This window comes from Carnobacterium divergens (assembly GCF_900258435.1).
Classification (GTDB): Bacteria; Bacillota; Bacilli; order Lactobacillales; family Carnobacteriaceae; genus Carnobacterium; species Carnobacterium divergens_A.
In genome coordinates this window covers 1,570,230-1,596,114 of record NZ_LT992558.1, presented here as the reverse complement: position 1 = coordinate 1,596,114, position 25,885 = coordinate 1,570,230, and the positions used below count along the sequence as shown (strand labels likewise).

General features: G+C 35.0%; 21 protein-coding genes. 2 read left to right on the top strand and 19 right to left on the bottom strand.

Features of this window, described 5'->3' with window-relative positions:
* From CDIMF43_RS08075 to CDIMF43_RS08055, 5 genes are all read right to left on the bottom strand, one after another.
* Nucleotides 1-1,482, bottom strand: a complete 1,482-nt coding sequence (locus CDIMF43_RS08075; protein ID WP_109841709.1) for a sugar ABC transporter ATP-binding protein — start codon at nucleotides 1,480-1,482, stop codon at nucleotides 1-3.
* Nucleotides 1,483-1,493: 11 nt separating this feature from the next.
* Nucleotides 1,494-1,889: a D-ribose pyranase gene (rbsD, locus tag CDIMF43_RS08070; RefSeq protein ID WP_074402777.1), complete on the bottom strand. Its 396-nt coding sequence runs from the start codon at nucleotides 1,887-1,889 to the stop codon at nucleotides 1,494-1,496.
* The gene (gene rbsK / locus CDIMF43_RS08065; RefSeq protein ID WP_109841708.1) at nucleotides 1,864-2,769 is read right to left on the bottom strand and encodes a ribokinase; all 906 of its coding nucleotides are present in this window, start codon (nucleotides 2,767-2,769) and stop codon (nucleotides 1,864-1,866) included. Before rbsK ends, rbsD begins: the two co-directional genes overlap by 26 nt.
* A complete protein-coding gene (locus CDIMF43_RS08060; protein ID WP_074402779.1) occupies nucleotides 2,766-3,746 on the bottom strand; it encodes a LacI family DNA-binding transcriptional regulator in 981 nt (326 codons plus the stop codon). Before CDIMF43_RS08060 ends, rbsK begins: the two co-directional genes overlap by 4 nt.
* Before the next feature lie 90 nt (nucleotides 3,747-3,836).
* Nucleotides 3,837-4,136 carry a hypothetical protein gene (locus CDIMF43_RS08055; protein WP_109841707.1) on the bottom strand — a complete coding sequence of 100 codons (300 nt, stop codon included), beginning with the start codon at nucleotides 4,134-4,136 and terminating at the stop codon, nucleotides 3,837-3,839.
* Nucleotides 4,137-4,422: 286 nt separating this feature from the next.
* Here CDIMF43_RS08055 and CDIMF43_RS08050 point away from each other — a divergent pair, with 286 nt between their 5' ends.
* Nucleotides 4,423-5,889 (top strand): peptide MFS transporter, encoded by a 1,467-nt coding sequence (locus CDIMF43_RS08050; RefSeq protein ID WP_438356982.1) that lies wholly within the window; start codon nucleotides 4,423-4,425, stop codon nucleotides 5,887-5,889.
* Between the two features lie 189 nt (nucleotides 5,890-6,078).
* A complete protein-coding gene (locus tag CDIMF43_RS08045; protein ID WP_109841706.1) occupies nucleotides 6,079-6,834 on the top strand; it encodes a C39 family peptidase in 756 nt (251 codons plus the stop codon).
* Between the two features lie 87 nt (nucleotides 6,835-6,921).
* On the opposite strand, the gene addA is transcribed toward CDIMF43_RS08045, so the two are convergent.
* The 14 genes from addA to dnaG form a co-directional block, all read right to left on the bottom strand.
* On the bottom strand, nucleotides 6,922-10,716 hold the full coding sequence (addA, locus tag CDIMF43_RS08040; RefSeq protein WP_109841705.1) for a helicase-exonuclease AddAB subunit AddA: 3,795 nt from the start codon (nucleotides 10,714-10,716) through the stop codon (nucleotides 6,922-6,924).
* A complete protein-coding gene (gene addB / locus CDIMF43_RS08035) occupies nucleotides 10,709-14,323 on the bottom strand; it encodes a helicase-exonuclease AddAB subunit AddB (protein WP_109842357.1) in 3,615 nt (1,204 codons plus the stop codon). The genes addA and addB overlap by 8 nt, the downstream gene beginning before the upstream one ends.
* Before the next feature lie 95 nt (nucleotides 14,324-14,418).
* Nucleotides 14,419-14,961, bottom strand: coding sequence for a DUF1697 domain-containing protein (locus tag CDIMF43_RS08030; protein WP_109841704.1), 543 nt, complete (start codon nucleotides 14,959-14,961; stop codon nucleotides 14,419-14,421).
* A gap of 32 nt (nucleotides 14,962-14,993) precedes the next feature.
* A complete protein-coding gene (locus CDIMF43_RS08025) occupies nucleotides 14,994-15,284 on the bottom strand; it encodes a DUF1294 domain-containing protein (RefSeq protein ID WP_311778080.1) in 291 nt (96 codons plus the stop codon).
* Nucleotides 15,281-16,507 carry a peptidase T gene (pepT, locus tag CDIMF43_RS08020; protein ID WP_109841703.1) on the bottom strand — a complete coding sequence of 409 codons (1,227 nt, stop codon included), beginning with the start codon at nucleotides 16,505-16,507 and terminating at the stop codon, nucleotides 15,281-15,283. The genes CDIMF43_RS08025 and pepT overlap by 4 nt, the downstream gene beginning before the upstream one ends.
* Before the next feature lie 25 nt (nucleotides 16,508-16,532).
* Nucleotides 16,533-17,657 (bottom strand): Nif3-like dinuclear metal center hexameric protein, encoded by a 1,125-nt coding sequence (locus CDIMF43_RS08015; protein WP_109841702.1) that lies wholly within the window; start codon nucleotides 17,655-17,657, stop codon nucleotides 16,533-16,535.
* Nucleotides 17,654-18,355 (bottom strand): tRNA (adenine(22)-N(1))-methyltransferase, encoded by a 702-nt coding sequence (locus CDIMF43_RS08010; protein WP_109841701.1) that lies wholly within the window; start codon nucleotides 18,353-18,355, stop codon nucleotides 17,654-17,656. The genes CDIMF43_RS08015 and CDIMF43_RS08010 overlap by 4 nt, the downstream gene beginning before the upstream one ends.
* A gap of 343 nt (nucleotides 18,356-18,698) precedes the next feature.
* A complete protein-coding gene (locus CDIMF43_RS08000; RefSeq protein WP_109841700.1) occupies nucleotides 18,699-20,177 on the bottom strand; it encodes a glucosaminidase domain-containing protein in 1,479 nt (492 codons plus the stop codon).
* Between the two features lie 29 nt (nucleotides 20,178-20,206).
* Complete coding sequence (locus tag CDIMF43_RS07995; RefSeq protein WP_109841699.1) at nucleotides 20,207-20,773, bottom strand: hypothetical protein; 567 nt, start codon at nucleotides 20,771-20,773, stop codon at nucleotides 20,207-20,209.
* A 227-nt stretch (nucleotides 20,774-21,000) separates the two neighbouring features.
* A complete protein-coding gene (locus CDIMF43_RS07990) occupies nucleotides 21,001-21,720 on the bottom strand; it encodes a DUF1003 domain-containing protein (RefSeq protein ID WP_074402792.1) in 720 nt (239 codons plus the stop codon).
* 15 nt (nucleotides 21,721-21,735) lie between these two features.
* Nucleotides 21,736-21,969, bottom strand: coding sequence for a hypothetical protein (locus CDIMF43_RS07985; RefSeq protein WP_074402793.1), 234 nt, complete (start codon nucleotides 21,967-21,969; stop codon nucleotides 21,736-21,738).
* Between the two features lie 34 nt (nucleotides 21,970-22,003).
* Nucleotides 22,004-22,426, bottom strand: coding sequence for a hypothetical protein (locus CDIMF43_RS07980; RefSeq protein WP_082985776.1), 423 nt, complete (start codon nucleotides 22,424-22,426; stop codon nucleotides 22,004-22,006).
* 110 nt (nucleotides 22,427-22,536) lie between these two features.
* Nucleotides 22,537-23,655: an RNA polymerase sigma factor RpoD gene (gene rpoD, locus CDIMF43_RS07975; protein WP_074402795.1), complete on the bottom strand. Its 1,119-nt coding sequence runs from the start codon at nucleotides 23,653-23,655 to the stop codon at nucleotides 22,537-22,539.
* 40 nt (nucleotides 23,656-23,695) lie between these two features.
* Nucleotides 23,696-25,591: a DNA primase gene (gene dnaG / locus CDIMF43_RS07970; RefSeq protein ID WP_109841698.1), complete on the bottom strand. Its 1,896-nt coding sequence runs from the start codon at nucleotides 25,589-25,591 to the stop codon at nucleotides 23,696-23,698.
* Between the last annotated feature and the right edge of the window lie 294 nt (nucleotides 25,592-25,885).

The following is a 25,885-nucleotide window of genomic DNA, read 5'->3' as shown; positions in this document are numbered from 1 at the left end:
TTAATAGCCTCCAGTTGCAAGTTTCATAATATTTTCTTGAGTCGCTTCTGATTTTGGGTATTCTCCGGCAATTTTCCCTTCATGAATCACAATAACGCGATCACTTACACCCAGTATTTCAGGTAAATCGCTGGATACCATCACAATGGCAACACCACGTTCTGCTAGTTCATTCATTAACTGATAAATCTCGCGTTTAGCTCCCACATCCACGCCACGAGTAGGTTCATCTAAAATCAATATTTTAGGACCGATGCCAATCCATTTGGCTAATACCACTTTTTGTTGATTCCCACCAGATAAACTTCCTACAGAGATGTCTTTATTTTGTGCTTTTACCGTTAATCGCTTCATTAGTAACTCTGTAAATTCATCTTCCGCTTTTTCGTCAATAATTCCCTTCACCGTAAAACCGTCAATACTTGGTAAACTAATATTGTCTTCTATTGAAAAATCTAAAATTAACCCTTCTGATTTACGATCTTCCGTTAAAAAGCCAACGCCATTTAAAATAGCCGTGCTTGGATTCTTCAATGCGACTTCTTTTCTTTCAATATAAATTTTTCCTGAGTCGATGGGATCAATCCCAAATATACCTCGCATAATTTCAGTTCGTCCCGCTCCCATTAAACCGGAAAACCCTACTATTTCACCTGATCTTACAGCAAAAGAAATCTGATCGAATTTCCCTTTACTAGAGATATTTTTAACTTCAAATCGAACTTCGCCAATTCGTGCATTTTTTTGGGGATAATAGTCACTTAACTCACGACCAACCATTTTACGCACCACATCGTCAACGTCCGTTTCTGCCACTCGCATTGTGCCAACTGTCAAACCATCTCGCATCACTGTGATGCGATCGCTAATTTGAAAAATTTCTTCCATTCTATGAGAAATATAAACAATTGCGACATTTTTTTGTTTTAGCAACTCAATCATTTTAAATAAAGCAAGAATCTCTCGTTCCGTTAAAGCAGCAGTTGGCTCATCCATAATGAGTACTTTAGCATCTGTCATTAAGGCCTTAGCAATTTCAATCATTTGCTGTTGACCGACAGATAACTCGCTGACATTTTCTGACAAATCTAATTCGATGGTTAATTCTTCAAAAATAGATTTTGCTAACGCTTCCATTTTCTTGTTTTGAATGATTCCAAATTTATTTTTTAACTCTTTTCCAATAAAAAGATTTTCTAAAACGGTCATCTCTGACCATGTGTTCATCTCTTGATGGATAAAACTAATGCCGTATTCCTCTGCTTCTTTAGGATTACTAAAGTAACGCTCCTTGCCATCTATAAAAATAGTCCCTTGATCTTTTTTATGCAGTCCTGTTAGAATATTCATTAATGTGGATTTTCCTGCGCCATTTTCTCCCATCAGCGCATGGACTTCTCCGCCAACACAATCAAAATCAACATTGACAAGTACCTTATTTTCTCCAAATGCTTTTGATATTCCTTGTAATAAAATATTCATTCTGATTCCTCCTAAAAAATAACCCCTGCTTCTAGTATGATATTTGAATATGGTGTGGCTTCACCAGTTCTGATAATGACTTTTGCTTCTTTAGTTCGTTCTTTAAACGCTTCATGGCTTACAAATGTCAGTGGTCGGTCTAACATTAAAGCATGGATTGACTTTAACTGTGGCACATTCATTTGTTGAATCTCATCTGCTAAAATAGCTGATTCCACCTCCATTTCTTGAAGAAGAAGCGCCAGTATTTTTTGAAAAGGAGGGTCTTGTAGACTAAGAGCTAAATCTATTTTAGCAACTCCTTTAGGAATCGGAAGTCCTGCATCGGCAATCACAATTTGATCGGTGTGCCCTAAATCGGCCAATACTTTGGCAATCTCGCTATTTAAAATCCCATTCTTTTTCATAATGTTCACTTCCTTTCAACTCTTCTAACGTAGGCATTCCACCTTGTGCACCAAATTTTTGAATTGATAATGATGCTGCCAAATTTCCAAAACGAATGCTTTCTTTAATCGACAGTTGATTAATCAATCCCACTACAAATGCCCCGTTAAATGTGTCCCCCGCACCGGTTGTATCTGTTGGAGTAACTTGATAACCTGGAACTATTAGTTGTTCTTCCCCATTGTTGTACGCAACCCCTTTACTTCCTAACGTAACCAGTAATTTATTGGGATACTTTGCCAACCCTGCTTCAAGAGTCTGATTAGGAAATAGTAAATCAAATTCATGTTCATTGGGTGTAAGATAGGTGACTTTTTCAATCGTTTTTTTTGCAATTTGGCGAGCAGGAGCTGGATTTAAAATGGTTTGAATCTCATGATCAAAACAATAATCTATAATAATCTCCACTGTTTGACTAGGAATTTCTTGTTGTACTATCACGATATCTTCCTTATGAATTGTAGCAAGCAAGGGCTGAATCATCTGTTCATTCACCCCATTGTTAGCACCAGGAATTACAACAATGCTATTGTCCCCTTCAGCTAACGTAATGTGAGCCGATCCTGTTCCTAAATGTGTAACCCGTTCCACATTTGATACATCAATTTTTTCATTGATTAAATTAGCAATTATATCATTTCCATAACTATCTATTCCAACGGCTCCAATCATCTTAACATTTGCGCCTAATCTTGCAGCAGCAACAGCCTGATTCGCTCCTTTCCCTCCAAATGTAGTTTGAAAGTCTTGTCCTATTAAGGTTTCGCCACTTTTGGGACGTATTTCGGTTTTTACAACAAAATCGGTTGAGGCACTTCCAATAACAACGATTCGTTTCACAATGATTCCTTCTTTCTTAAAGTTTCTCTTTCTTTTAATAAAACTGGTAATTGAATGATTTTTTTGTCTATTGGTTGATTTTCCATACAACGGCATAATAATTCAGCACCTTGGTAGCCCATCTCATAGGCTGGCTGAGCAATTGTAGTTAAACTGGGATAAACCATTTGACTAAAGGGAATATCATCATATCCAATAATTTGAAGTTCTTCTGGAACCCTAATTCCACGACGTAAAGCTTCTTTTAAAATAGCTAACCCATGAACATCATTTGAAGCAATCACGCTATCAACAGCTGGAAACTGCTCAAATAATTCTAAAGAAGCTTTTTTAGCTGAATCAAATTGAAAAGAGTCTGTTTGTAGTAGATGATACGTTAAATTCTTCTCGTTCAAAATAGAAACACTGCCTCTTAATCGTTCTAAAGACCCTTTGATTGACTTTGGTCCTACTAATAAAACGATTTCTTTTGGGTTCCCTTCCGCAATCGCTTTTGCTGCAAGAATTCCTCCTTCAAAATCATTGCCATGAACGACATATTCCTTTTTTGTTGCTACGCGATCAAGTAAAACAAAAGGGATTTCTTTTAAGTTACTTGCCCCTCCGTCAACAGCCGATAAGATACCCGCCACATTATTTTGCATAAACGCCTTTAAATAATCTTGTTCTTTTGCCATGTCTTCTTGAACATTTCCTAGAATTAAATGATAGCCAGCTTCATTCATTTTATCTTCTACGCCTTTTGCTAATAATGGAAAAAAAGGATTGGAGATATCTGGCAACAACAATCCAACTAATTTCGATTTTTTTTGATAGAGAGACCGAGCTACTTCGCTTGGGTGAAAATCCAATTGTTTGATGGCTTTTTCAATTTTTTTTGCCGAGTCAACTCCGACATAGCCACTTTGATTGATGGCTCTTGATACAGTCGCGACTGAAACCCCTGCTAATTTTGCAACATCTTTAATGGTTGTCATCATTGGATTCTCCTTTCTATCAAAAACATGTAACCGATTACACAACTATAGTAACACGCATATTTTTGATTAGCAAGTTTTTTTATAAAATCAATCTTGTAATTGAATACCCATCAATTTATTAATCACTTGGCATGGATAAGAGCGTGTCGTGAGCAAAGGCCCTTCTTCAAAATAACATTCTATTAATTGATCGATGGCAATTTCTTCTATTTCTTCTAAATAATCTATAGGAATCGTCAAACGTACGCTTCCTTCATTGTTTTCATCTACAATACTTTTATGATAAAAATTAACACGCATATTCATTGTTTCTTCGCTTACTGATTCAATTTTTCGTACTTTAAAAGTGGCAGTTGAAAATTGGCTCACATTTAAATCTTTTTTCAAAATAAAACAACTCCTAACATTGCATTCCAAATCCTGTTAAGTATACCATTTCAAATGATACAACTTTACAAATTTAAGAAAATCTTGAAGTAAATTTAATACTTTAGATTAAAAAAAAATTAAAATAATCTCGAATTATTAATTTATTATGTGGAAAACGCTATCAATCGTTGTTTTACTATTCAATTATTGAAATTTTAGAGTATAATCTTACTTTATAGAACGCTTAGATTTGATAAGAATGAATTGTTAGAATATTTCAAATTCAAGCGATATTGGAGGATGAATTCAAGTGAAAAAAGAAAAGACCTTCTTTGGTCAACCAAGAGGATTATCCACTCTCTTCTTTACTGAAATGTGGGAACGATTTAGTTATTATGGCATGCGTGCAATTTTAATCTATTATATTTACGATACTGTTGCAAATGGTGGACTTGGGTTTTCTCAAACACTAGCTGCTTCGATTATGGCCATTTATGGGTCGTTAGTTTATATGTCCAGTGTCATTGGAGGTTGGGTAAGCGATCGACTTCTAGGTAGCCGTAAGACCATCTTTTATGGCGGTGTGTTAATTATGGTTGGTCATATTGTCTTAGCAACGCCATTTGGTGCCGGTGCTTTGTTTGCCTCAATCGCCATTATCGTTCTTGGAACCGGGATGTTAAAACCAAATGTTTCAGAGATTGTTGGCGGTCTTTACGATAAAAAAGACAATCGCCGTGATGCAGGTTTTAGTATCTTTGTAATGGGGATCAATATCGGATCATTTTTAGCTCCTTATATTGTAGGAACAATCGGTCAAACGTATAATTATCATCTAGGTTTTTCCATTGCTGCAGTCGGAATGTTTGTAGGATTGATTCAATTCCATTTCCAAGGAAAAAAATATCTTGGTGAGTTAGGAATGAAACCAACGAATCCTATCAATGAAAACGAAAAGAAACAACTTTTTAAAAATCTTGTTATTGGCGGGATTGTGGTAGTTGCAGTCTTTGTTATAGCGTTCTTAACGGGACAACTTACGATTGAATTCGTTATCTTATTACTAAGTATTATGGGTGTTGCTTTACCTGTCTTTTACTTTACGAAGATGATTCGCAGTAAAGATGTTGACGATACAGAGCGTTCAAGAATATGGGCTTATATCCCACTATTCATTGCCAGTATTTTCTTTTGGTCAATTGAAGAACAAGGATCAGTTATTTTAGCAATTTATGCAGATAAACGTACAAACTTAGACTTTATGGGTGTTCACTTAATGTCAAGCTGGTTCCAATCGTTAAATCCATTATTTGTTATTTTAATGTCACCTATCTTCGCATGGTTATGGACCAAGTTGGGTAGACGTCAACCTTCTACGACAATTAAATTTTCAGTAGGGATTGTTTTTGCCGGACTGTCATTCGTCGTTATGGTGATTCCTGCTATGATGCATGGCGTTGATACACGTGTAAATCCAATGTGGTTAGTTTTAAGTTTCTTCTTAGTTATTATCGGGGAAATGTGCCTTTCTCCTGTCGGTTTAAGTGTTACTACTAAATTAGCTCCTCGTGCTTTCCAATCTCAAATGATGAGCATGTGGTTCCTTGGAGATGCTGCAGCGCAAGCAATTAATGCTCAAATCGTATCACTCTATAATCCAAACAATGAAATTGTCTACTTTGCAGCTGTGGGTGGCTTTACGGTAGTAGTTGGATTATTGTTATCCTTTATGAATCCGAGAATCAAAACATTAATGCGTGGGTTAAATTAAGTAAAAAAAGAGGGCCTTTTAATAAGGTCTCTTTTTTTACTTGATTATTTAGTTTACCATAATTAAATTATGTAATCATTACAAAGTAACAGTTCCGTTAATAAAACATTAAAGTTTCTACCAATCCCCCTATTTACATTTCTAGCGTGTTATAGTTAAAAAAATACTTACAGAAAGTTAGGAATAAATATGCCTTTTAGCAAAAGATGGATAAAGTTAGGTTTACTATTAGCAACACTCATTATTGGAATCTTATTTATCAATGAACGTTACATCAAGGCAGATCAAAAAAACGATGTTCTTGAAAATGAGTCCCTTCAAAAAAAGAAGCCATCGGCTTTAGCTGTACCGATAAAAGAATCTATCCAGCTGGATGTTCCTTTATTGTACCAGTTTGATGAGCCTAGTCTTTATAATGGATGTGAGGTGACTTCATTAGCAATGATTTTAAATTACTATGATATAGACGTCACCAAAAACGAATTAGCTGATGAGATTAAAACAGTTCCTTTATTAAACGACGAGGATGAGTATGGCAATCCTCATAAGGGATTTGTTGGAAGTATCAGTGGCGAAGAACCAGGCTTAGGTGTTTACCACGAGCCAATTGTGAAACTTGCAAAAAAATATGTAGCAAAAGATAAGATAATTGATTTAAGTGGCAGTGACTTTAACGAAGTTCTTGCAGCATTATCTAGTGGCCACCCTGTATGGACGATTACAACAGCTAGCTTTGGGCCGGTTGATGACTTTGTAACATGGGACACAACAGAAGGTGACTTAGATGTGACTTACAGTATGCATAGCGTTGCAATTACTGGTTATGATAGTGAAATGATTTATTTCAATGACCCCTATGGTGAAAAAGATTCAGCAATGGATCGAGAAACATTTGTTGCTGCCTACGAGCAAATGGGAAGCCAAGCCGTTTATTTTGATTTATAAACCAAAAGCCTAAAAATCAATTGATTTTTAGGCTTTTTTTCTTCTGAAATTTTTAGTACAGACATCCTAGTAATCGCTCAAAAGTTTTCAAACACTCTTTTTAATTTGAAAAACTTCTCCAATTGATAACAAACAGATGTAGCTTTCCTTAACGGGTTTTCCTAAAATTGAAGCTAACGCTTCTTGATACAAATTTAACTGACCCCGGTATTTTTGAATTATTTTTTCCGTTCCATTTTTAGGAACGGAATCTGTTTTAAAATCATACAATACAATATAGTCAGGAAATTCAATAAATCCATCGACGATTCCGTGAATTAAAATATTGTCCTCCCCGTGTTCTTCCATATCCTGGAAGATATCTTCTGCTTTCATTAGCAATGAAAAAGGTTGTTCGCGTCGCACCAAATCATGATGTGTAATTAATTGCTGTCCCAGATCCGTCTCAAAAAATTGCACCAGTTGATTAAGCGATAGCTTTTGCTCAAGTTGAGGCGTTAGCAACTCTTCCTTAACTAATTTTTTAATGAGCAGTTCTAAAGATTGAATTGTTGGTTTTTCCGTCAAATCAATTGATTGCATCACTAAATGTGTCGCAGTTCCGATTTCAGCTGCTGTTGGTTCTGTTAACTCTTGCATAAATTTAGGACGAGCCAATTTTTGTTCGACAAATCGATTTCGTGGTTGGTTAATATCAATTTTAACCATTCGAGTGTCCTCTGGTTCTTCAAATAGTCGTTTGATTTCTGAAACTGATTGGTAACTAGTTGTCCTAGTTGCGCTTTCATATGGATAATTGAACGCCATTAATTGGATGGCAGTTTGGAGTTTTTGATCCTCATCACCTTCTTGACTTTTATACGTTTGGTTGGCCAACTCGATTAAAATATTCCCTTCAGATTCATTTTCCTTTTGATTCATTGAGGCTTGAATTTGCTCTTCATTTTTGAATTCAATCGAAAAAGAGGCTGGATGCTGGCTAATATCTCCAATGGGGGCTATCTCTGTTACGTAATCATTTTGACTATTGGGATGGCGAACAAGCGCTGAACCAATCCATTTCATCATATGACTGGCAGTCAATCTCATATCCCCAGGTAAAACCGTTTCCTTATGGCTACTGACCGCTCCCCATTCTTTCCAAGCGGCCTCTTGACTCGCGTACGAACCCACCAGAAATAATTTTTCTTCAGCTCTTGTTAAGGCTACATATAACTTGCGCATTTCTTCTGCTAAAAGCTTTTTCTTTTTTTCTATTTTCAAAGCGACTTCTGGCAAGGTTCGATAGGTGATGCGTTTTTCTAAATCTTTATAATTCGTCCCAACACCGTATTCCTCATTGAATACATAAGCGCTTCTTGTATCTTGTAAATTAAAACGTTTGGTTAAATCTAAGACAAATACAACGGGAAATTCTAACCCTTTACTTGCATGAATCGTCATCACACGAACTGCTTTTTCATCTGGTGCAACAGCCGTCGGCTCCGCTAAATCTTTATCTTTTTCTTGCATTTTTTCAATAAAACGGACAAATTGAAAGAGTCCTTTAAAACTACTTGCCTCATAACGACTTGCCCGCTCATACAAAGCATGAAGATTGGCTTGTCTTTGTTTTCCGGCACTCATCCCACCAACGTAATCTAAAAAGCCAGTTTCTTCATAAATACGCCAAATTAAGCGAACCAATTCTTCTCGTCTCGCCATCTCTCGCCAGCTTAGCAATTGGCTACGAAACTTCGCAATTTTTTCATAAAGTTCAGTCGTAAAATGACTAGCTTTATCTCGTCCTTCATACTGTTGATAAAAAGATTCTAACGCTTCATAATACTCGCCTGTTTTCTTGGTAATCCGGATGGACGCCAATTCATTTTCATCTAGCCCCACAATTGGTGATCTTAAAACAGCCGCCAGTGGAATATCTTGATAAGGATTGTCAATCACTTTTAGTAAAGACATCATAATCTTGATTTCAGTTGTTTGAAAATAATTTTGTGTATCATTGACATGAATAGGAATCGCTAAACGCTTAAAAATATCAAGTAATACTAAATTATTTTTTTTCGTTGGGGTTAACAGAACAATATCGTGGTAATGAATTGGGCGATTTTGTTTTAACTCTTTATCATAGATTGGAAATTCACTAGCAATTAATTGCTGGATTTTTTGTCCAACCATTAATAGTTCCCCTTCTGTTTTATCATCAATTCGCATGTTCCATTCAAGGGATTCAACTTCTGTTTCCTCTTCTTCTGATGTACTTGCGCCTTTTTCAAAAATTAATACCTCTGGTTGATGAATCGTGCTTTCAGGAAAATTTGGAAAACCGTGAATTAATTTTGCAGCTTCATCGTAAACCATTTGACCAACGCTTTTATCCATTAATTGTTGAAAAATCAAATTGGTAAAATGCAGTACTTCTCCTCGTGAACGAAAATTTTCTGCTAGAATAATCCGCTCTCCATTTTGATGTTGACCAAACTGTTCATATTTAGTTAAAAACAAGGACGGATCTGCTAATCGGAAGGAATAAATCGATTGTTTAACGTCTCCTACCATAAATAAATTTCCCGCATCTTCCTCGCCATGCTTCGTCAACCAATAAACAATACTTTCTTGTAACTTATTGACATCTTGATATTCGTCTACTAAGACTTCTTGAAATTTCTCACGGTAATAATCAGAAGCTGTTGTCCCTGTCCACTGTTCATCCGTAAATGTCGCTAAAATTTGATGTGTTAAATGTTCCAAATCATTGAAATCCAGTACATTTCGTTTCGCTTTTTCTTTGCGATAGGCATCTGTAAATAGTTGGGTTACTCGTGCCATTTCATCAACTAACGGTGCTGCACTTGCCATAATCTCCAACATATTAATCGGTTTTGTGTAAAAATAGCTCTCTTTTAATTCGCCAAACCTTTTTTTATACTGATCCCGTAATATTTTTATCTCTTTCCCAACTTCTTTAATCGCCTCATCTGCTGATTTTTTAACAGTAGGAATCCGACCAAAACTAAAGTCAGAGATAAATTGAAACGCAGCATTATAGTTATTGGTATCAACTAATTCAACTAACTCTTCAAAAAAGACTGCTTCACTTGCTACTAAGTCGTAATGTTTTTTTAATTCTTCCGTTCCATCGGCTAAAACGACCGCTGAACGGCTTACTTGAATCAAGCTTTTAAGAATTTCAAGAATTTGTGGCTTTAGTAATTCTAAGAAAAGTTTAGATTCTCCAATATCAGTTGAAGTGATCCGATACAAATCAGATAATTGAGTTAACCATAAAGCTGGGTTTGGATTTGCTCTTGAAAATTCATATAAAGAAAAAATCAACTTTGTTAACCCATCATCATTTCGATCTCCAGAATAATTCGCTGTTAGCTCATAAAAAGCATTTTTTTCTTCTCCGTAAAGTTCTTCTCTAAGTTCTTCCCAAACATCTTCCTTCAATAACAACATTTCTGTTTCATCCGTTAGCAAACGAAACACCGGATCTAAATCAATTAGATAGTAATAGCGTCTAATTACTTGTAAACAAAAAGCATGTAACGTGCTGATAGAAGCCTGTGAAAGTAAGGAAACCTGTTTAACCAAGTGACGTTTTAATTCCGCTTCGCCTTCTTGTGTAATGGCTTTTTGAATCGCTATTTGAATACGTTCTTTCATTTCTCTTGCAGCGCTTTCCGTATAGGTGACAATTAAAAGTTCATCTACATTCACTCCACTTTTAATTTTTTCAATCACTCGTTGCACTAAGACAGTGGTTTTTCCTGAGCCAGCGGAAGCCGAAACTAAAATATTGTGTCCCTCTTCATAGACAGCTTGCCATTGACCATCTGTAAAACGACTGTTTAATGGCTTGACAGGTAAATCATTATTCATCTTTTTCACCTTCTTCTTTTAACATCCGTTCCAAAGCATCTTTTTGACTTAAAGGATCGACACGGTGGTAATTATTTTCTGGTAACATCACATCAAATTCACAAATCGAACGAAACGGACACATTCCACACGCAATTCGCTGTTTGTCTTTGTAATAGGGATTTAAATCGGTGTCCCCACTAATCATTTTATCTCCTGCTTTTTTAAACAAACGTTTGTTATGATTTCTTAAAGCTGCCATCTCATCGTTTGTTACAAATTTAGCTGATTTTAAAGTTTCATCCTTTAATTCTCGGTAAGGATAGACCAGAGAACTATTCGTTGGCTCTAATGACTGATCTAATTTTCGCAACATGGGATCGTCTTCTAATAAAATGCCATCTAACTTAAAGTTTTTTAAAAGAGCGTCTTGGTAGTGTTCCTCATCAATGGCATCCTCGTCAGTAATAAATGGATTTTTTACATGTAAATAAAACGCTCCTGCTGGTTTTGCTTCGTGACCGACTAAACTTGCTGCATTCATTAATGCAGTATCTAAATAAGTAATCATTTGCATTGCTAAACCATAATACGCATCACGGTAATCAAATGTATGGGCACTTGATTTATAATCAACAACGCTTAAATAATGATTGCCATCAACTTCCATACCATCAACTCGGTCAATTTTCCCACGTACATGAAGTTTCCCATCATTTTTTAGTGGTATTTCTAATCCTTCAATTCCTTTTTGACTGGCAATCTGACCAAATAAAACTTCCGTTTCAATTGTAGACATACCGGTCTTCCGACTTTGATTGGATAACGCCCAAGCCACCCGTTGAATCGTTTGGCTGAGTTGGTATCGAATGTAATTCATTCGGTTAGAAACAGTTAAAATCGAAAATTTTGGTTTTCCATAAATCACTTGCAACACATCATCGGTAACTTTACTTAGAGTTTCTTCTGTTAATTCACTTAACAATAGGTTTTGACTATGAAGGGATTTAAAAAGTTGGTCTAACGCATCATGGAAAAATTCCCCAGTTCCTGCTGGCGAGAGTCCAAAAACTTCACGCTCTTTTAAACCTAATCCATACGTGACAAAATGTTTATAGTGACAAGAATAAAAATTTTCCATTCGTGAAACAGATGTATAGAGCTCTTTTCCGTATAACTCCGAGACAATTTCTGGCTTTAACGGTTTAGGAACATTTTTATACGTTAAACTTTTTAACACCTGTTTGGTTAGCTCTTTCATTCCTTCAGAGCCCATTAAATAGTGATAGATGCCATACCAAAAATGATTTAAAGGACTATTATCTTCTTGAGATTTTCTTAAAACAACTAACAACTGACTTAAGGTACTTCTTTTTGAACCAATAAACGTTAAGGCTTCTTCTTGCTCTTCTAAAACAGTTGTACTATCTTCTACTTTCGTTTGAATAGGAATGTCTAAGCCTGTGACAATTCGTTGAATATAAGAAGACAGTTGCGCACTCTGTTTTGAATCGTCATTTTTTGAATAAGAAAAAATCAAGCGCTCTGTTGATGAAAGAAAGGCAAGATAAGCTTGCAGCGGTTCTGTTGCTGTTAAAGACTCAACCGATGGCGCTAAAAATTTATCTTCTGGTAAAAATTCAGAAAAATAAGTGCGATCTTCTTGCGTTAAAACACTTTTATTCTCAATTTTTGCTGGTAAATTCTTATCCGTCATTCCTAAAATAAAGGTGATTTTGGTTGCATTTCTTCTGGTTGTATCAAAAGAAGAGAACATGATTTGGTCAATTGTAGGGGGGACTAGATGGTAACTTGCTCCCTCAAATCCAGCAATTAAAATGTCATTAAAGGCATCTAAATCGACAGATTCAGTACCTAAAATTTCAACGTATTCATCTAATAATTGTAGTAAAACATCCCATGTTTGCTCATGCTGTTTGGCTACTTCTAAATTATTTTTTTCAATTTCTTGGTCACGCCAAAAAGAAAGCTGTTGGCTAACGCCACTTTTTTCTAAAAATTCATAAAGCTCTTTAGCAAAGCTTAAGCCATTTGTTGCTTGATCCAATTTTTTAAAAAACGGCAATAAGGTTTTTTGTAAAAAATCTCTAACTTCATTGGCAATGCCTTCAATCCGTTGATCTTCCGTCGTTTGTCCTGCTGTTTCTTCTTGTACAAAGCGACTATAATGCCATGGTTTTTTTTGCGTCCAATAAAAACCTTCGTAACCATACATTAAAACCACATTTTCAGTAATATCAATCTTATTTCGAAAGTTGTTTATGTGGTTTTGTTTCATCAATACCCTAGTTGTACGGTCCACTGATTCTTCTACTTGTTGAAATGGCAACAATAGTTCAGTTCGAAGTAAGCGCATCACGTCTTGGTAACGCCAATTGTTTTTCTTAATTGCTAGCATCGCTACTAAAAATTCAGCTAAAGGGTGATGACTCATCACCGCCGCATCATCTGTAAATACTTCTAATTCATTTTCTTTAAAAATAGGTTCCAAAATAGATTGGTATTCACTCATATCTCTTGCCAATACTAATATATCCTGATAACGATATTCTTTTGAAGCAATCAAACGACGGATTTCTTTAGCAATATGTGTCACTTCAACTTGCTTGTTGCTCGCTTGCCAAACCTCCACACAATTAGCCATCGGAATTCGTTCTTGTTTTTTTCGGTAATCTATCGGTAAGAGTTTACTTGTTTCAATCCAAAAATCTTCTAATTGATTGATTTCTTCACTGTAGCGGGCATCTGACTCTTTTAAAATCTTATCGTGTTCCACTTGAATCCCATGTCCTCTGGCAGCTTGATAAAGTTGATAGTAAGTTTCTCCCGTTGCTTGAAAAAGTTCAAACATAGACGGTTTTTCAGTTGGATAGCCTTTATCTAAAGTCAAAGCGATGGTCACTTTTTTAGAAGCTTTCATTAAAGCTACTATTAATGCTTGCTCTTGAGCATTAAACCTTGTGTACCCGTCAATATAAATGGATGTATTTGATAAATCAACCGTTTCAATTTTAGTTGCTAAAGCCGTTAAAATATCTTCTTTTTCCAAGTATTTACCTAATAGTGCATTCTCAAAAGCATGATACAGTAACACAATATCCTGCAATTTTAATTTTAAATCTGCTTCTTTTGGTGAATTTCCTGGCTGTTTTAATAACTCTTGTAAATCAGATTCCGTAATTTTCCCACTTCGTAATTCCAAAAATAATTCCGTTAATTTTTCTACAAAACCACTTTTTTTGACTTCTCCACGATAAATGGTTAACTCATTTTCATATTGTAACAGTAACTTTCGGACAAGCATCGTTAATCCTGTATTCGTCAATTGAGGCTTGTGGTAAAGGGATGAATCTTGTAAAAAATACCAAGCTAAACGTCTAAAGCTAAAGACTTGTAAATTCATCATCCCGATTAATTTTTGATCTTGAAAAGCAGGCATTTTACCTAATCCTTCAAGTACAGACATTTCTGTTTGAAAAGACATATGCTCTGGAATCAAATAAAGTAGCTTGGCTGTGGGATCTGCTGTTAACGTTTCACCAATCTCGTCTAGTAAATAGCTTTGTTTTGCTGTATTGCCTCTTCCTAACACAAACTGTAAACGCATCGCAATCATCACATCCTTTCTTTAAAAATGTCTTTTCTAAAAAAGAGGATAAAAGGAAGCAACTTACCTCTTCTCCTTTTATCCCAAATCACGTTTTATTTTGTCCATTCATCAAGTAACGTTCTTAATTTTGTCGCTGTTCGCCAGTTTCTCGTAGTAGCCTGCTCTTTGTTTAAGTATGGCGTTAATTTCTTTAACAACGGAGACGTTAATTGATTGCCATAAATTTGAATAAATAAACAATTTCCGATTATTTCCCACTGTTCATTAGGCGATTGAAAATTGGGCAGTTCGTCTATTGAAAATGGTGATTTCCGATACACCATAAGTATTTCTTCATGAGCTTTTAGTTCAAACGTATCAAAAGAACACTTTTCTAAATTCCGAATAAAAGTTTGTGCTTCTACTACCATCACTGGAATAGGAAAATCAACAATCGTTGCTAATTTTTCTTCAATTTTTTTGGCAATCCCCTTAACTTCTTGCAGTTCTCCTTGCATCACAACATTTCCGCTGCGCAATACTGTTTTGACAGATTTGAAACCCAATGTTTCAAGTGCTTCTTTCAAATCGCTCATTTTAAGCTGATGAGCTTTCCCGACATTGATTCCTCGTAATAAAACGACATAATTCTCCAAAAAAACACATCCTTAAACTCAATCACAAGCCCTTATCTAAAAGTAAGACGGTCAAATAAAAAATAAAGCATGCCTAACATTAGGACTAACCCTAATAAATAAATAACTTTAAATTTTGTCACTCGGATTTTATGATGGAAGAGAACCATTCCTAAAATACCACCTAAACCGCCGCCTAAAATACCAAATGAAAGCAATGTTTTTTCAGGTATACGCCACATTTTTTTCTTTGCACGGTATTTATCAATGCCCATTAAAACAAATAAAATTGCATTGACCGATCCAAAATAGAGAAGTGCGATTAAACGATCTTCCATCATCATTGGGCATTTAACTTAGCGATTTCAACAATTACATTTGTCGCTTTCTCCATGCTTTCAACCGCAACAAATTCATATCGACCGTGGAAATTTTCGCCACCTGCAAAAATATTTGGTGTTGGCAGACCCATAAAGGATAATTTTGATCCATCTGTTCCACCACGAATTGGTTCAATAATAGGTTTAATAGAAAGATTTTCCATGGCTGTTTTCGCTAAAGTAACAATTGATAAATCTTTTTCAATAATATCTTTCATGTTATAATATTGATCTTTTAATTCAACTGTTACGCGTTCTGTTTGATATTTTTCATTAAGTTTCGTTGCTATTCCTTGAATCATTTCTTTACGTGCTATAAATTTATCATGATCGTGGTCACGAATAATATAAACCATTTTAGCTTCTTCTACTTCTCCACTTAAATCATATAAATGATAGAACCCTTCACTTCCATCCGTTTCCTCAGGTACTTCATTTTGTGGCAAAGCAGCATCGAATGCTAACGCAATTTTCAACGCATTAACCATGGTATTTTTGGCTGTTCCCGGATGTACATTTTTCCCTTGAATCGTCACGATTGCTTGTGCTGCATTAAAACTTTCATATTCCAATTCACCCACAGGACCGCCATCCATCGTATATGCAAAATCTGCATGAAAGCCTGCAACATCAAAACGATCTGCTCCAACACCAATCTCTTCATCTGGTCCAAAAGCTACGCGAATTGTGCCGTGAGGAATGGAGGAATCCTTCATTAAAATTTCCATTGCTGTCATAATTTCAGCAATACCTGCTTTATCATCAGCACCTAATAGGGTTGTTCCATCTGTTGTAATTAAAGTTTGACCAAGATAATTTTTTAAATTAGGAAAATCAATTGGCGAAAGAACAATATTTTCAGCCTCATTTAACTTAATCTCTGAGCCATCGTAATTTTCATGAAATTGTGGCGAAACATTTTCAGCATTAAAATCTGCTGTATCCATATGCGCAATAAACCCAATGGTTGGAACTTCTTTTTCGATATTACTTGGCAGTGTCGCTGTTACAAAACCATTTTGGTCATTATAAGCAACATCACTCATGCCAATATCTTGTAGTTCCTTTACTAAAACTTTTGCAAACGCTACTTGTGTTTGCGTTGAAGGAACAGTTGTACTGGTTTCATCTGAACGAGTTTCGGTTTGAACATAGCTTATAAAACGTGGCACTAAATTTTGATACATAAGAAAACTTCCTCTCAAATTTGGTTTATTTAAAACGGTACGGATCAGTATTTAAGTCGGACTGAATAATCTCAATTTCCCAGGATTCGCTAGCTTTCCATTGAGTAAATAGATCAGCTAATCCTTCTTTACAAATGCTTTCGATATGATGCCCGGGGTCAATCACTGTCAAGCCGTCTGCTAACATATCATGAGCTGTATGGTAATACACATCCCCCGTAATATAGACATCCGCTTGTTTTTTTAAAGCACTTGGATAGTACTTGCCAGCATCTCCTCCACAAATAGCCACCCGTTGAATCATTTTTGAAGGATCTGTTGTAACAAGTCGCAACCCCTCTAGTTGAAAAATAGTTTTTATTTTTTCTGAAAAATCATTCACTGAAATCGGTTCTGGTAAATCTCCAACTCTTCCTAATCCATAAGCATCGACAAAATTCTCAATGGTATATAAATCATATCCAGGCTCTTCATATGGATGGCTTTCAAATAAAGCACGTTCAATTTTAGCTGTTTTATGTTCAGGAAAAATCACTTCAATACGAGCTTCTTCAACTTCTTCTGTTTGATTTAATGTTCCAATTGTTGGCATTGCACCGTTAATGGGTGTAAATCTTCCAGTTCCTTCAAGTGTGTAACTACAATTTTCGTAATTCGGACCAATTTTACCTGCTCCTGCTTCGGTTAACGCCACTCGAACGCGTTCTTCATCTGACTTAGGAACGTAAACAGCTAATTTTTTATACCCTGTTTGATTGGTAATATGCATAATTTCTGTATTTTCTATCCCAATGGCTTGTCCTAGCCAATCATTTAATCCATTCGTTGCAACGTCTAGGTTAGTATGGGCGCCATAGACTGCAATGTCGTGTTTTAATAAATCAGCATACATTTTATTTTGAGGATTATCAGTGATTAAATTTTTCGCTGGTCTAAACATAATTGGATGATGAGCAAAAATCAAATCAACCCCTTGGGAAATGGCTTCTTCAACGACTTCCGGGCGGATATCTAATGTCACCAGTATTTTTTTGATTGGCTTGTCTAACGTTCCGATCTGCAAGCCTACTGGATCTCCTGCTTCCGCTAATTCCACAGGTGCAAATTCTTCAAATTTTGCTATAAATTCTTTCCCCGTCACTATACTCATTGGATCAACTCCTCAATTTCCTTCATTTCTCTTTCGACTCGCTGAATTTTTTCACTTTGGTCTGTGGATGATTTTTTTAAACTTGCTAATATAGTTTGTTTTTTTTCTAACTCACTTTGCCATTTGTCAATAAAAATAGTGGAAGGCGTGTTTTTTAAAAAGACACCATATTTTAACTCTTGATCGGTATAAGTTTGTACTTGTTCGCTTTTTTCAGCAATAATAATTTCATATTTTTTTTGATCTTCTTCAATTAACTCTTCTGCAATAATTTGATAACTATGATTCATCAACCAGTTTCGTAACGTATATTCCCCAATATTTGGTTGTAAAATTAAGCGCTCTTTTCCTGAAAGTTGCTTTTTTTGAATACCATTTTCCAATATAGAAGCAATTAATGAACCTCCCATTCCACAAATAGTAATGGCGGTAATCTTATCTTCTAAAGTCAATACGTCTAGACCATTCCCTAACCGTACATCAATTGTATTCGTTAATTTTAATCGTTCTACTTGTTCTTTGGCTGTTTGAAACGGTCCTATTACAACTTCCCCAGCAATTGCAAAATCAATTTGATGATTTAAAGTCAATGCACAAGGTAAATAGGCATGATCTGAACCAATATCTGCTAATCTCGCTTTTTTAGGTACATATGCAGCTGCTTTTGCTAACCGCATCGATAATTGTTTTTCATCCATAAATTCGCTATCATTCCTTTCAGACTTCTTTTCTATTATACAACAAATCCATTTATTTTTCTTCTAGTTTAAAAGAGAAGTTTCTTTAAAGTTGGCTTGATTTACTCTTTCTTTTGATTCGGCTTTAAGGATCTCGTCCATTATAGGTATGTCGATTCTAGTCATTGAATTTAATGTTTTCTTCGCTTTTTTTAAGGTTGAACTTTTCAGTGGCAATAGTGCTATTTTAAACGTTCTACTTATAATCATTAGAACCTTGGCTTTTTATCTTCATCCCCCTATCACACGAGGAACACAAAAAAAAGACAAAGAAGGAGCACTCTTTGTCTTTTGGTATTAAAAATTAAACACTTTGAATCGTTAATTGTTGACCGATATATAATAAGTTTTGTTTCATACCATTCCATTTTTTGATTTCAATGGGTGAAACATGATGTTTTAAAGCAATACTATGAAGAGAATCTCCTTCCGCTACTTGATAATGAATGGTTGTAGTTGCTTTGCTACTTTGAGCAATACTTACCGACGAGGCTGCTTCATCAAAAGCAAGTGACCCCTGTTGAATTTGTTGAAACTTTGAGGGTTGTTCATCTGTGGCTACGTTAGTACTATCGCCATTTAGAGTATTTCCAGTTGGTTCAACCACTACTTCGGTCGCCATTCCTTTTTTAGCAATTAGTTCTTGATTAACAAATATAATATCCGATGTTAGTTCGTTCCATTCCATTAATTCAGCAACTGTAACGTCATACGTATTGGCTAAATCCCATAACGTGTCCCCTTTAGCAATAGTATGCATCACATCAACTTCTTTTTCAGTTGACTTTTTAACAACACCATCATCGTATTGAGTTAAATCATAGGTTTCAATCAATTGATCCAATTTTTCTGCATAACGTGTATCTGTTGCGTATTTTCCTGTTAAAAATTGAGTAGCCTCATGAAAAGAGGTTGTCTTTGATTTCCAAGTTCCTGCATAAAAAGTTTCGTTGAAAGAAGTGCCTCCCTTTAGAAGTTTTGCGTAATCTTCTAATGATTCTTTATATGAAGGGTATTTTCTGAATTGACCGGTAATTTGATAATAATTCCCAGAACCATCATCTTCTAACGTTAACATTGCAACTGAATCCGATTCAAATGTACCTTTTATTCCAAATAAGTTATAGTTTGGTTCGCTAGAAAGAGAACTGTTTCCTGACCCACTTTCCAAAATAGCCTGTGCAATCATTACAGAAGCATATAAATCTTGTTCGGCGCCAATTTCTGAAGCTGATTCTGAAATTTTATCAATAAATTCTTGAGTGGATTGATTTTTTACAAACATAATTTTTTCCGCTTTTTCGCGATTCGCTTCAGGTACTTGAACTTCTACAATATTTTGGTTGATAACTTCTTCTTTCGTAAATGGGCGAGTTGTTTCAACTTCAGTTTTTGGAGCAGGTGCCGGTGTTTCTACAACAGGAGGTGCTACTTCAACTGGTGGCAATACAGGCTCCGGCTCTGGTTGGGGTTTTTCCGTTGGTTGTTCTTCAACTGGTGGTGCCACTGGTTCCGTTGGTTCTACCAGTTGTTCGCTATCTGTAGTGCTAACGCTAACGTCTTCAGATGAAGCTGATTTAGATGTGTTTGGTTGATCTAGCATTTCTTCAATCGCTCGTTGACTAGCAGATGCATTTTCTTCCGCACTTGCTAAAACCGAGAAACTTGGTAGCGCAAGGGATGCGACAACAATCGATGTATTCAATAATCCTGAACTTTTTTTGATGATTTTTAATTGTTGTGCTTTTTTTTCTTTTAAAATTCTTGTCTTTCTACTTTTCATTTTACTTCCCCCTAGTACTTTATGTTTTTTTAATTTACCGTTGAATCAATTGCAACACTCAGCTGGTTTACTAAAGAATCTATCTGTTGTTTTGAAATTTGTAGCCCGTGTCTTAAATCTGATAGTTCTTTTTTTAAACGTTCTTCCAATTGGGTATGATTTACAGCTACATCCTCGCTATTTTGCCTTACTCTTCGTCTGGCATCAATCAAAACTTCCGCAATTTCTGTTTTTGAATTTCTTAAGTCTACGTGCATTTTTTGATTTTGTTTTTCTAGTTCTTGAATCTTTTTTTGACTTAATTTAAGTTTTTTTTCTAACTCAAGGGTACTAGTATCTCTAAGATTTGGATTTTGTTCTTTTAATTGACGGTTTTCATGAATTAATTGTTGAGCACGTTCCTGCAGTTGAAAATAATCCTGTTCAATGGTTTGATAATGTGATGGTAATGCTTTTTCTTTATAACTCTCTTCTTCCATTTGAGCATTTTTTAGTTTTAATGCTTTATATCTTTCATTCAGAATTTTTAATTGCTGTCTTACTTTACGATTTTCTTTTTCTAATATTGTTATTTTATCCACTGAGAAATCTGACATAGTGACGGTCCACTCCCTTAAACAAACTGTGAATCTATAGACCTTACATAATCTTATGTACTTTTTTCAACTTATGAAGATAATAAATTAACAGTTATTTTAATGATCTCTATAAATTATACCTTCTTTATTATACCATAAATTTTTAAATAATAAACGTTACTTCTATTCTTATTTTTTCTTTTTTTAAGGTAAAAAAAAAACCTAACCCATCGCAGATTAGGATTTTAAGATTTAATTTTTTCAAGTTCATCAATTCGATCATGCAATTCATTTAAAAGATCTACTTGTACCGTTTGAATTTCAAGGAGATGTTGCCATTGTTCATTTAGCATATAATCCATTTTCTCATGCAACAATCTGATTTCTATTTCAGATTTTAAATTGACTTGATAATCACTGTTTGATTGCGCACGGTCGCGGGATTCTTGTCGATTTTGGCTCATCATAATGACTGGTGCTTGAATTGCGGCTAAACAAGACAACACTAAATTTAACAAAATAAACGGGTATGGATCAAAAGTAGGTTTAAATAGCGCAATTGAATTAACAATAATCCAAATAACTAAAACGCCAATAAAAGAAAAAATAAATATCCAGCTACCACCAAATCTTGCAATCGAATCTGCTACTTTCTGTCCTAAGGTTAATTTACTACTTAGTTGCTGATTGATATTTTCTGAAACTGTTTGGCCTTCTTTAATACTTTTGACTACTTTTGCATTCAACAAATCCATTTCCTTAGAATCATTTTGAATCATTTTTTCTATTGAACTTAATCGATATTCTACTAAATCGTGATAACAAATAAAATCTTTTTCTTTTAATGTTGGATGCTCTTTTAAAATAAATTGTCTCAGTTTTTCTTCAATATTTCTGATTTGCGTCCCTTCATTTGAAGCATATTTTTTTTGACAAACAAAACATCGCTGATCTTTTTCATTCATCTTATTTCCCACCTCTTATGAATTTGATAAATCAATTTTAAATGCACTTGTATCTTCTTTAGAGGTAAACGCAATCTTTACAATCTGACTTGGATTTAAATAAATAATCTGAGCTTCTTTATTATAGAACCGGATTAATCGACTATGAAGTGTGCCATCTCCATTTGAAACTTTTTCAAAAAATTCTTTTTCAGACATCATGAGTGTTACTTGCTCATTGTTGCTTAACGTTACTAAACAGTGTGTCATTCTTTCCCCCACCTTTTCAATGTAATTTTAATTTTTACTCAACTACGGCTATTTCGTAAACATCTTTTCCTGGAATTTGAGGAGGTAATGACATCGTTGAAATGGGTTCTTTGGCTAAGGTTACTTTCACTGTCATTCCGGTTTTAACATCGATCATATCGACTTTTTCTTTTGTTTTTGCATTCAATAAATTCGTTCCATCTGTAATTAGAATCACATCATTAGTTAAAACTGGAGGTGTTGTATTTTTTGAATCTACAGGCGTTATGTCTTTTACCAAAATCCCTCCTCTTTCAGCAACACCATCTTCTTTAACAATTGCGGTATAAACAATTGACTCATTTTTTGTTTCTTTTTTTGAAGACTCTGTTTTTGATGATTCTTTTGCTACTTGTGTACATCCTGCTAGCACTAGGACAGCCATTGCTAAGAATACGACTCTTTTTATCTTTTTCATCTTTATTCCTCCTTCATTCGCTCTTCTCTAGTATCTTAAAGATTACACAAAAATGCAACTCACAAGGTAAAAAAAAACTATCTAAATTGTCTTAGATAGTTTTCGTATGTTTATTCTAAAAAGTCTTTTAATTGTTTTGAACGACTTGGATGACGTAATTTGCGTAAGGCTTTTGCTTCAATTTGACGAATTCGTTCTCTTGTTACACCAAACACTTTCCCTACTTCTTCTAGTGTTCTTGTACGTCCATCATCAAGTCCAAAACGCAATCTGAGAACATTTTCTTCACGATCTGTTAATGTGTCTAATACATCTTCAAGTTGCGCTTTAAGATGTTCAAAATCAGTATGTGCTGCTGGACTAGTGGCATCTTGATCTTCGATGAAATCACCTAGATGCGAATCGTCCTCTGCACCAATAGGCGTTTCTAGCGAAACTGGCTCTTGAGCGATTTTTAAAATTTCACGTACTTTGTCTGTTGGCAAATCTAGTTCCGCACCAATCTCTTCTGGCGTTGGTTCGCGGCCTAAATCTTGATGCAATTGACGTTGAATCCGAACTAACTTATTGATGGTCTCCACCATATGAACAGGAATACGAATCGTTCTTGCTTGATCTGCAATCGCTCGTGTAATGGCTTGGCGAATCCACCAAGTAGCATATGTTGAAAATTTAAACCCTTTTTGATAGTCAAACTTTTCAACAGCTTTCATTAATCCCATATTTCCTTCTTGGATTAAATCTAAGAACTGCATGCCTCTTCCAACGTAGCGCTTAGCAATGCTAACTACTAGACGTAAGTTAGCTTCTGCTAGGCGTTGTTTTGCTTCTTGGTCTCCTGCTTCTATTAAGATAGCCAAATCAACTTCTTCTTGCCCGCTAAGCAACTTCACGCGACCAATTTCTTTTAAATACATCCGAACAGGATCATTGATTTGTACTCCTGGAGGCGCCATTAAATCATCTTTTATTTCAGCATCTTTTTTATTTTTTTCTCTGACTAACAATTGTCGATCTGTTGGTCCGCCATCGTCTCCAACAACACTCACGCCACCATCTTCAACTTCCATAATTAAGTCGTCGATTTGAGTGACTGTTAATTTATAAGGCAATGCAATTTGTTTTGCAAGTTCATCATAATGAATTGTACCTTTTAATTTATTTTCTTTGATTAAAAGTTTGATTTCTTTTTTTAGTTCTTGTTTTTTTGTTCCTTCTTCATTAGCCATCGAAAGCCTCCTAATTAAAATCCAACATGATTACTTAATTTTACTGTTTTAATAACCGAGACAGATTGGTTATTTCCATTAATAACTGCCTTGCTGTATCCGTATCGCCCATTCGACTAACTTCAATCAGTTTAGCATTTTTAGTTGCTATTTGTTCTTGTAAGGAAGATTTACGTCCAATCATATCAAGGTAATCTTCAATCTCACCTGTCGAAACGTCTTCACTCAATTCCATTAATTCAATTTCAACTAAAAGATTTTTCAAATGAGGCTCCTTTACAAAATCAATAAAGGCTTCAATTGTGTCCTCTTGATCAACTGTTTCTTTAAAATTCTCAAATAAAATAAACAACATTTCATAATCTTCATGCACAAAATTAAACGTAGTTTTTTGAGCCTGAACTCGAATCCAAGCTTCCTCATGATGAAATAAACGATTCAACAAGTTTCGTTCAGCTACTTCAACCACGTTTAATTTACGTTTTTGAGTGTGCAGTTGAATCTGTAAATGCGGTTCTGGATATTCTTCTTGATAATTCGTGGGCATTTCCATTGGTGGTTCTGGATAATATTCTTTTTTATCTACCTTTTTCTTCGTTCTTTTTTGCTCGTATAGTTGATGGTATTGGGTATTTAATGAATCTAATGAAATATCAAATTCTGCTGATAATTGTTTTAAATAAACCTCTCGTTCAACAGCTGACGTTATCGTAAGCAGTTCATTTAAAACCACTTCAATATAGGCTAACCGTTCGCTTTCATTTTGCAAATTAATCCCTTTTCGGTAATAACGCATTTTAAAAGCAAACACGGTATCTCGCCCATGAGCCAGCATTTCTTTATAGGATGCTGCACCATATTTATGAATAAATTCATCTGGATCAAGGCCTTCATTCAAACTCAGAACATCTAAATCAAAATGAGTCTCCTCTGTTAATAAATCAACGGCTCTCTTAGTCGCTTCAATTCCTGCATTATCGCCATCGTAAGCAATCAATACATGATCCGTCACTCGATCCAACATATGAATTTGTTCATTAGTCAAACTCGTCCCCATCGAAGCCACGCCGTTTTTAACACCTGCATCCCAGGAAGCAATCACATCCATAAAGCCTTCAAATAATATCACTTCTTTTTCACGTCGAATATTTGCCCGTGCTAAATCATAGTTAAAAAGTACATTTCGTTTATTAAATAAATAGGTTTCTGGACTATTTAAATATTTTGGTGCTGCTTTACCTTCTGTGGGCTCTACTTTAAAAATTCGACCAGAAAACGCAATTGTTTTCCCTTGCTGATTTCGAATAGGAAACATAATCCGATTGTAAAAACGATCTAATAATTCTCCGCTATCTCGTTCGACAAATAAGCCTGTTTCACTTAACAAAGTCTTATCGTATTCTTTGCCTGTTAAATACTGGTACAACATGGTTCTTTCAGCAGGAGCAAAACCAATGTTAAAGGTTTCTATTAACTCTCTAGTTAAACCACGGTCTAACAAATATTGCAACGCTTCTTCGCCGACTTTAGTATTTAGTAAGACATGATGAAAAAGTTCGGCCGTTTCAACATGAGCCTTAATTAATTTTTCTTTTTTTGAATCGGTTTTTTGTTCGCCAAAATTACTAGTTGTTAAACGTTCATCTAACTTAACATGACTTAATTCAGCTGTTTTAAATACCGCTTCTGGAAATGATAATCCATCAACTTCCATCAAAAAAGTAAAAACATTTCCACCTCTGCCACAACTAAAACAATGGAAAATTTGCTTTTCTTCTGCAACCGAAAAAGAAGGGGTCTTCTCATCATGGAATGGACAGAAACCAAATAAATTTTTGCCACTTTTTTTTAATTGGACGTATTGACTCACAACATCCACAATATTTGTTTCTTGCCTCACTCGATTGACTACTTCATCAGGAATCATCATCGCCATGGAGTTCACCTCTTTTACATGATAAAAATATAATGTCAAAAATCCCTCTTATTATTTCGATTAAATAACTAACTAAAAGGACTTATTTTTATTCTCATTAAATATTACTACAAGAAATTAATTGTAGCATAAAAAAGCCTTTATAACAACGTTTAAAATTTAATTTTCAATTTAAAAATCCCCGTTTTTAATGACTAAAATCATCTGTATACATAATAAAAAACTTATCAAAAAAATAAATTATCTTTATTTCCAAGAGGTACTAGTTTACAGGTTTTTTATTATGTAAACTTA

What these genes read in the sequence shown, in the direction of transcription:
- CDIMF43_RS07980 (WP_082985776.1), bottom strand. Translation starts at nt 22,426, where the DNA reads ATGAAAAAGATAAAAAGAGTCGTATTCTTAGCAATGGCTGTCCTAGTG.
- addA (WP_109841705.1), bottom strand. Translation starts at nt 10,716, where the DNA reads ATGAATAATGATTTACCTGTCAAGCCATTAAACAGTCGTTTTACAGAT.
- CDIMF43_RS08060 (WP_074402779.1), bottom strand. Translation starts at nt 3,746, where the DNA reads ATGACAACCATTAAAGATGTTGCAAAATTAGCAGGGGTTTCAGTCGCG.
- CDIMF43_RS08015 (WP_109841702.1), bottom strand. Translation starts at nt 17,657, where the DNA reads ATGAGTATAGTGACGGGGAAAGAATTTATAGCAAAATTTGAAGAATTT.
- CDIMF43_RS07995 (WP_109841699.1), bottom strand. Translation starts at nt 20,773, where the DNA reads ATGTCAGATTTCTCAGTGGATAAAATAACAATATTAGAAAAAGAAAAT.
- addB (WP_109842357.1), bottom strand. Translation starts at nt 14,323, where the DNA reads ATGCGTTTACAGTTTGTGTTAGGAAGAGGCAATACAGCAAAACAAAGC.
- rpoD (WP_074402795.1), bottom strand. Translation starts at nt 23,655, where the DNA reads ATGGCTAATGAAGAAGGAACAAAAAAACAAGAACTAAAAAAAGAAATC.
- CDIMF43_RS08075 (WP_109841709.1), bottom strand. Translation starts at nt 1,482, where the DNA reads ATGAATATTTTATTACAAGGAATATCAAAAGCATTTGGAGAAAATAAG.
- rbsD (WP_074402777.1), bottom strand. Translation starts at nt 1,889, where the DNA reads ATGAAAAAGAATGGGATTTTAAATAGCGAGATTGCCAAAGTATTGGCC.
- CDIMF43_RS08010 (WP_109841701.1), bottom strand. Translation starts at nt 18,355, where the DNA reads ATGGATGAAAAACAATTATCGATGCGGTTAGCAAAAGCAGCTGCATAT.
- CDIMF43_RS08000 (WP_109841700.1), bottom strand. Translation starts at nt 20,177, where the DNA reads ATGAAAAGTAGAAAGACAAGAATTTTAAAAGAAAAAAAAGCACAACAA.
- CDIMF43_RS07985 (WP_074402793.1), bottom strand. Translation starts at nt 21,969, where the DNA reads ATGACACACTGTTTAGTAACGTTAAGCAACAATGAGCAAGTAACACTC.
- dnaG (WP_109841698.1), bottom strand. Translation starts at nt 25,591, where the DNA reads ATGGCGATGATGATTCCTGATGAAGTAGTCAATCGAGTGAGGCAAGAA.
- CDIMF43_RS08045 (WP_109841706.1), top strand. Translation starts at nt 6,079, where the DNA reads ATGCCTTTTAGCAAAAGATGGATAAAGTTAGGTTTACTATTAGCAACA.
- CDIMF43_RS07990 (WP_074402792.1), bottom strand. Translation starts at nt 21,720, where the DNA reads ATGAATGAAAAAGATCAGCGATGTTTTGTTTGTCAAAAAAAATATGCT.
- pepT (WP_109841703.1), bottom strand. Translation starts at nt 16,507, where the DNA reads ATGTATCAAAATTTAGTGCCACGTTTTATAAGCTATGTTCAAACCGAA.
- CDIMF43_RS08025 (WP_311778080.1), bottom strand. Translation starts at nt 15,284, where the DNA reads ATGATGATGGAAGATCGTTTAATCGCACTTCTCTATTTTGGATCGGTC.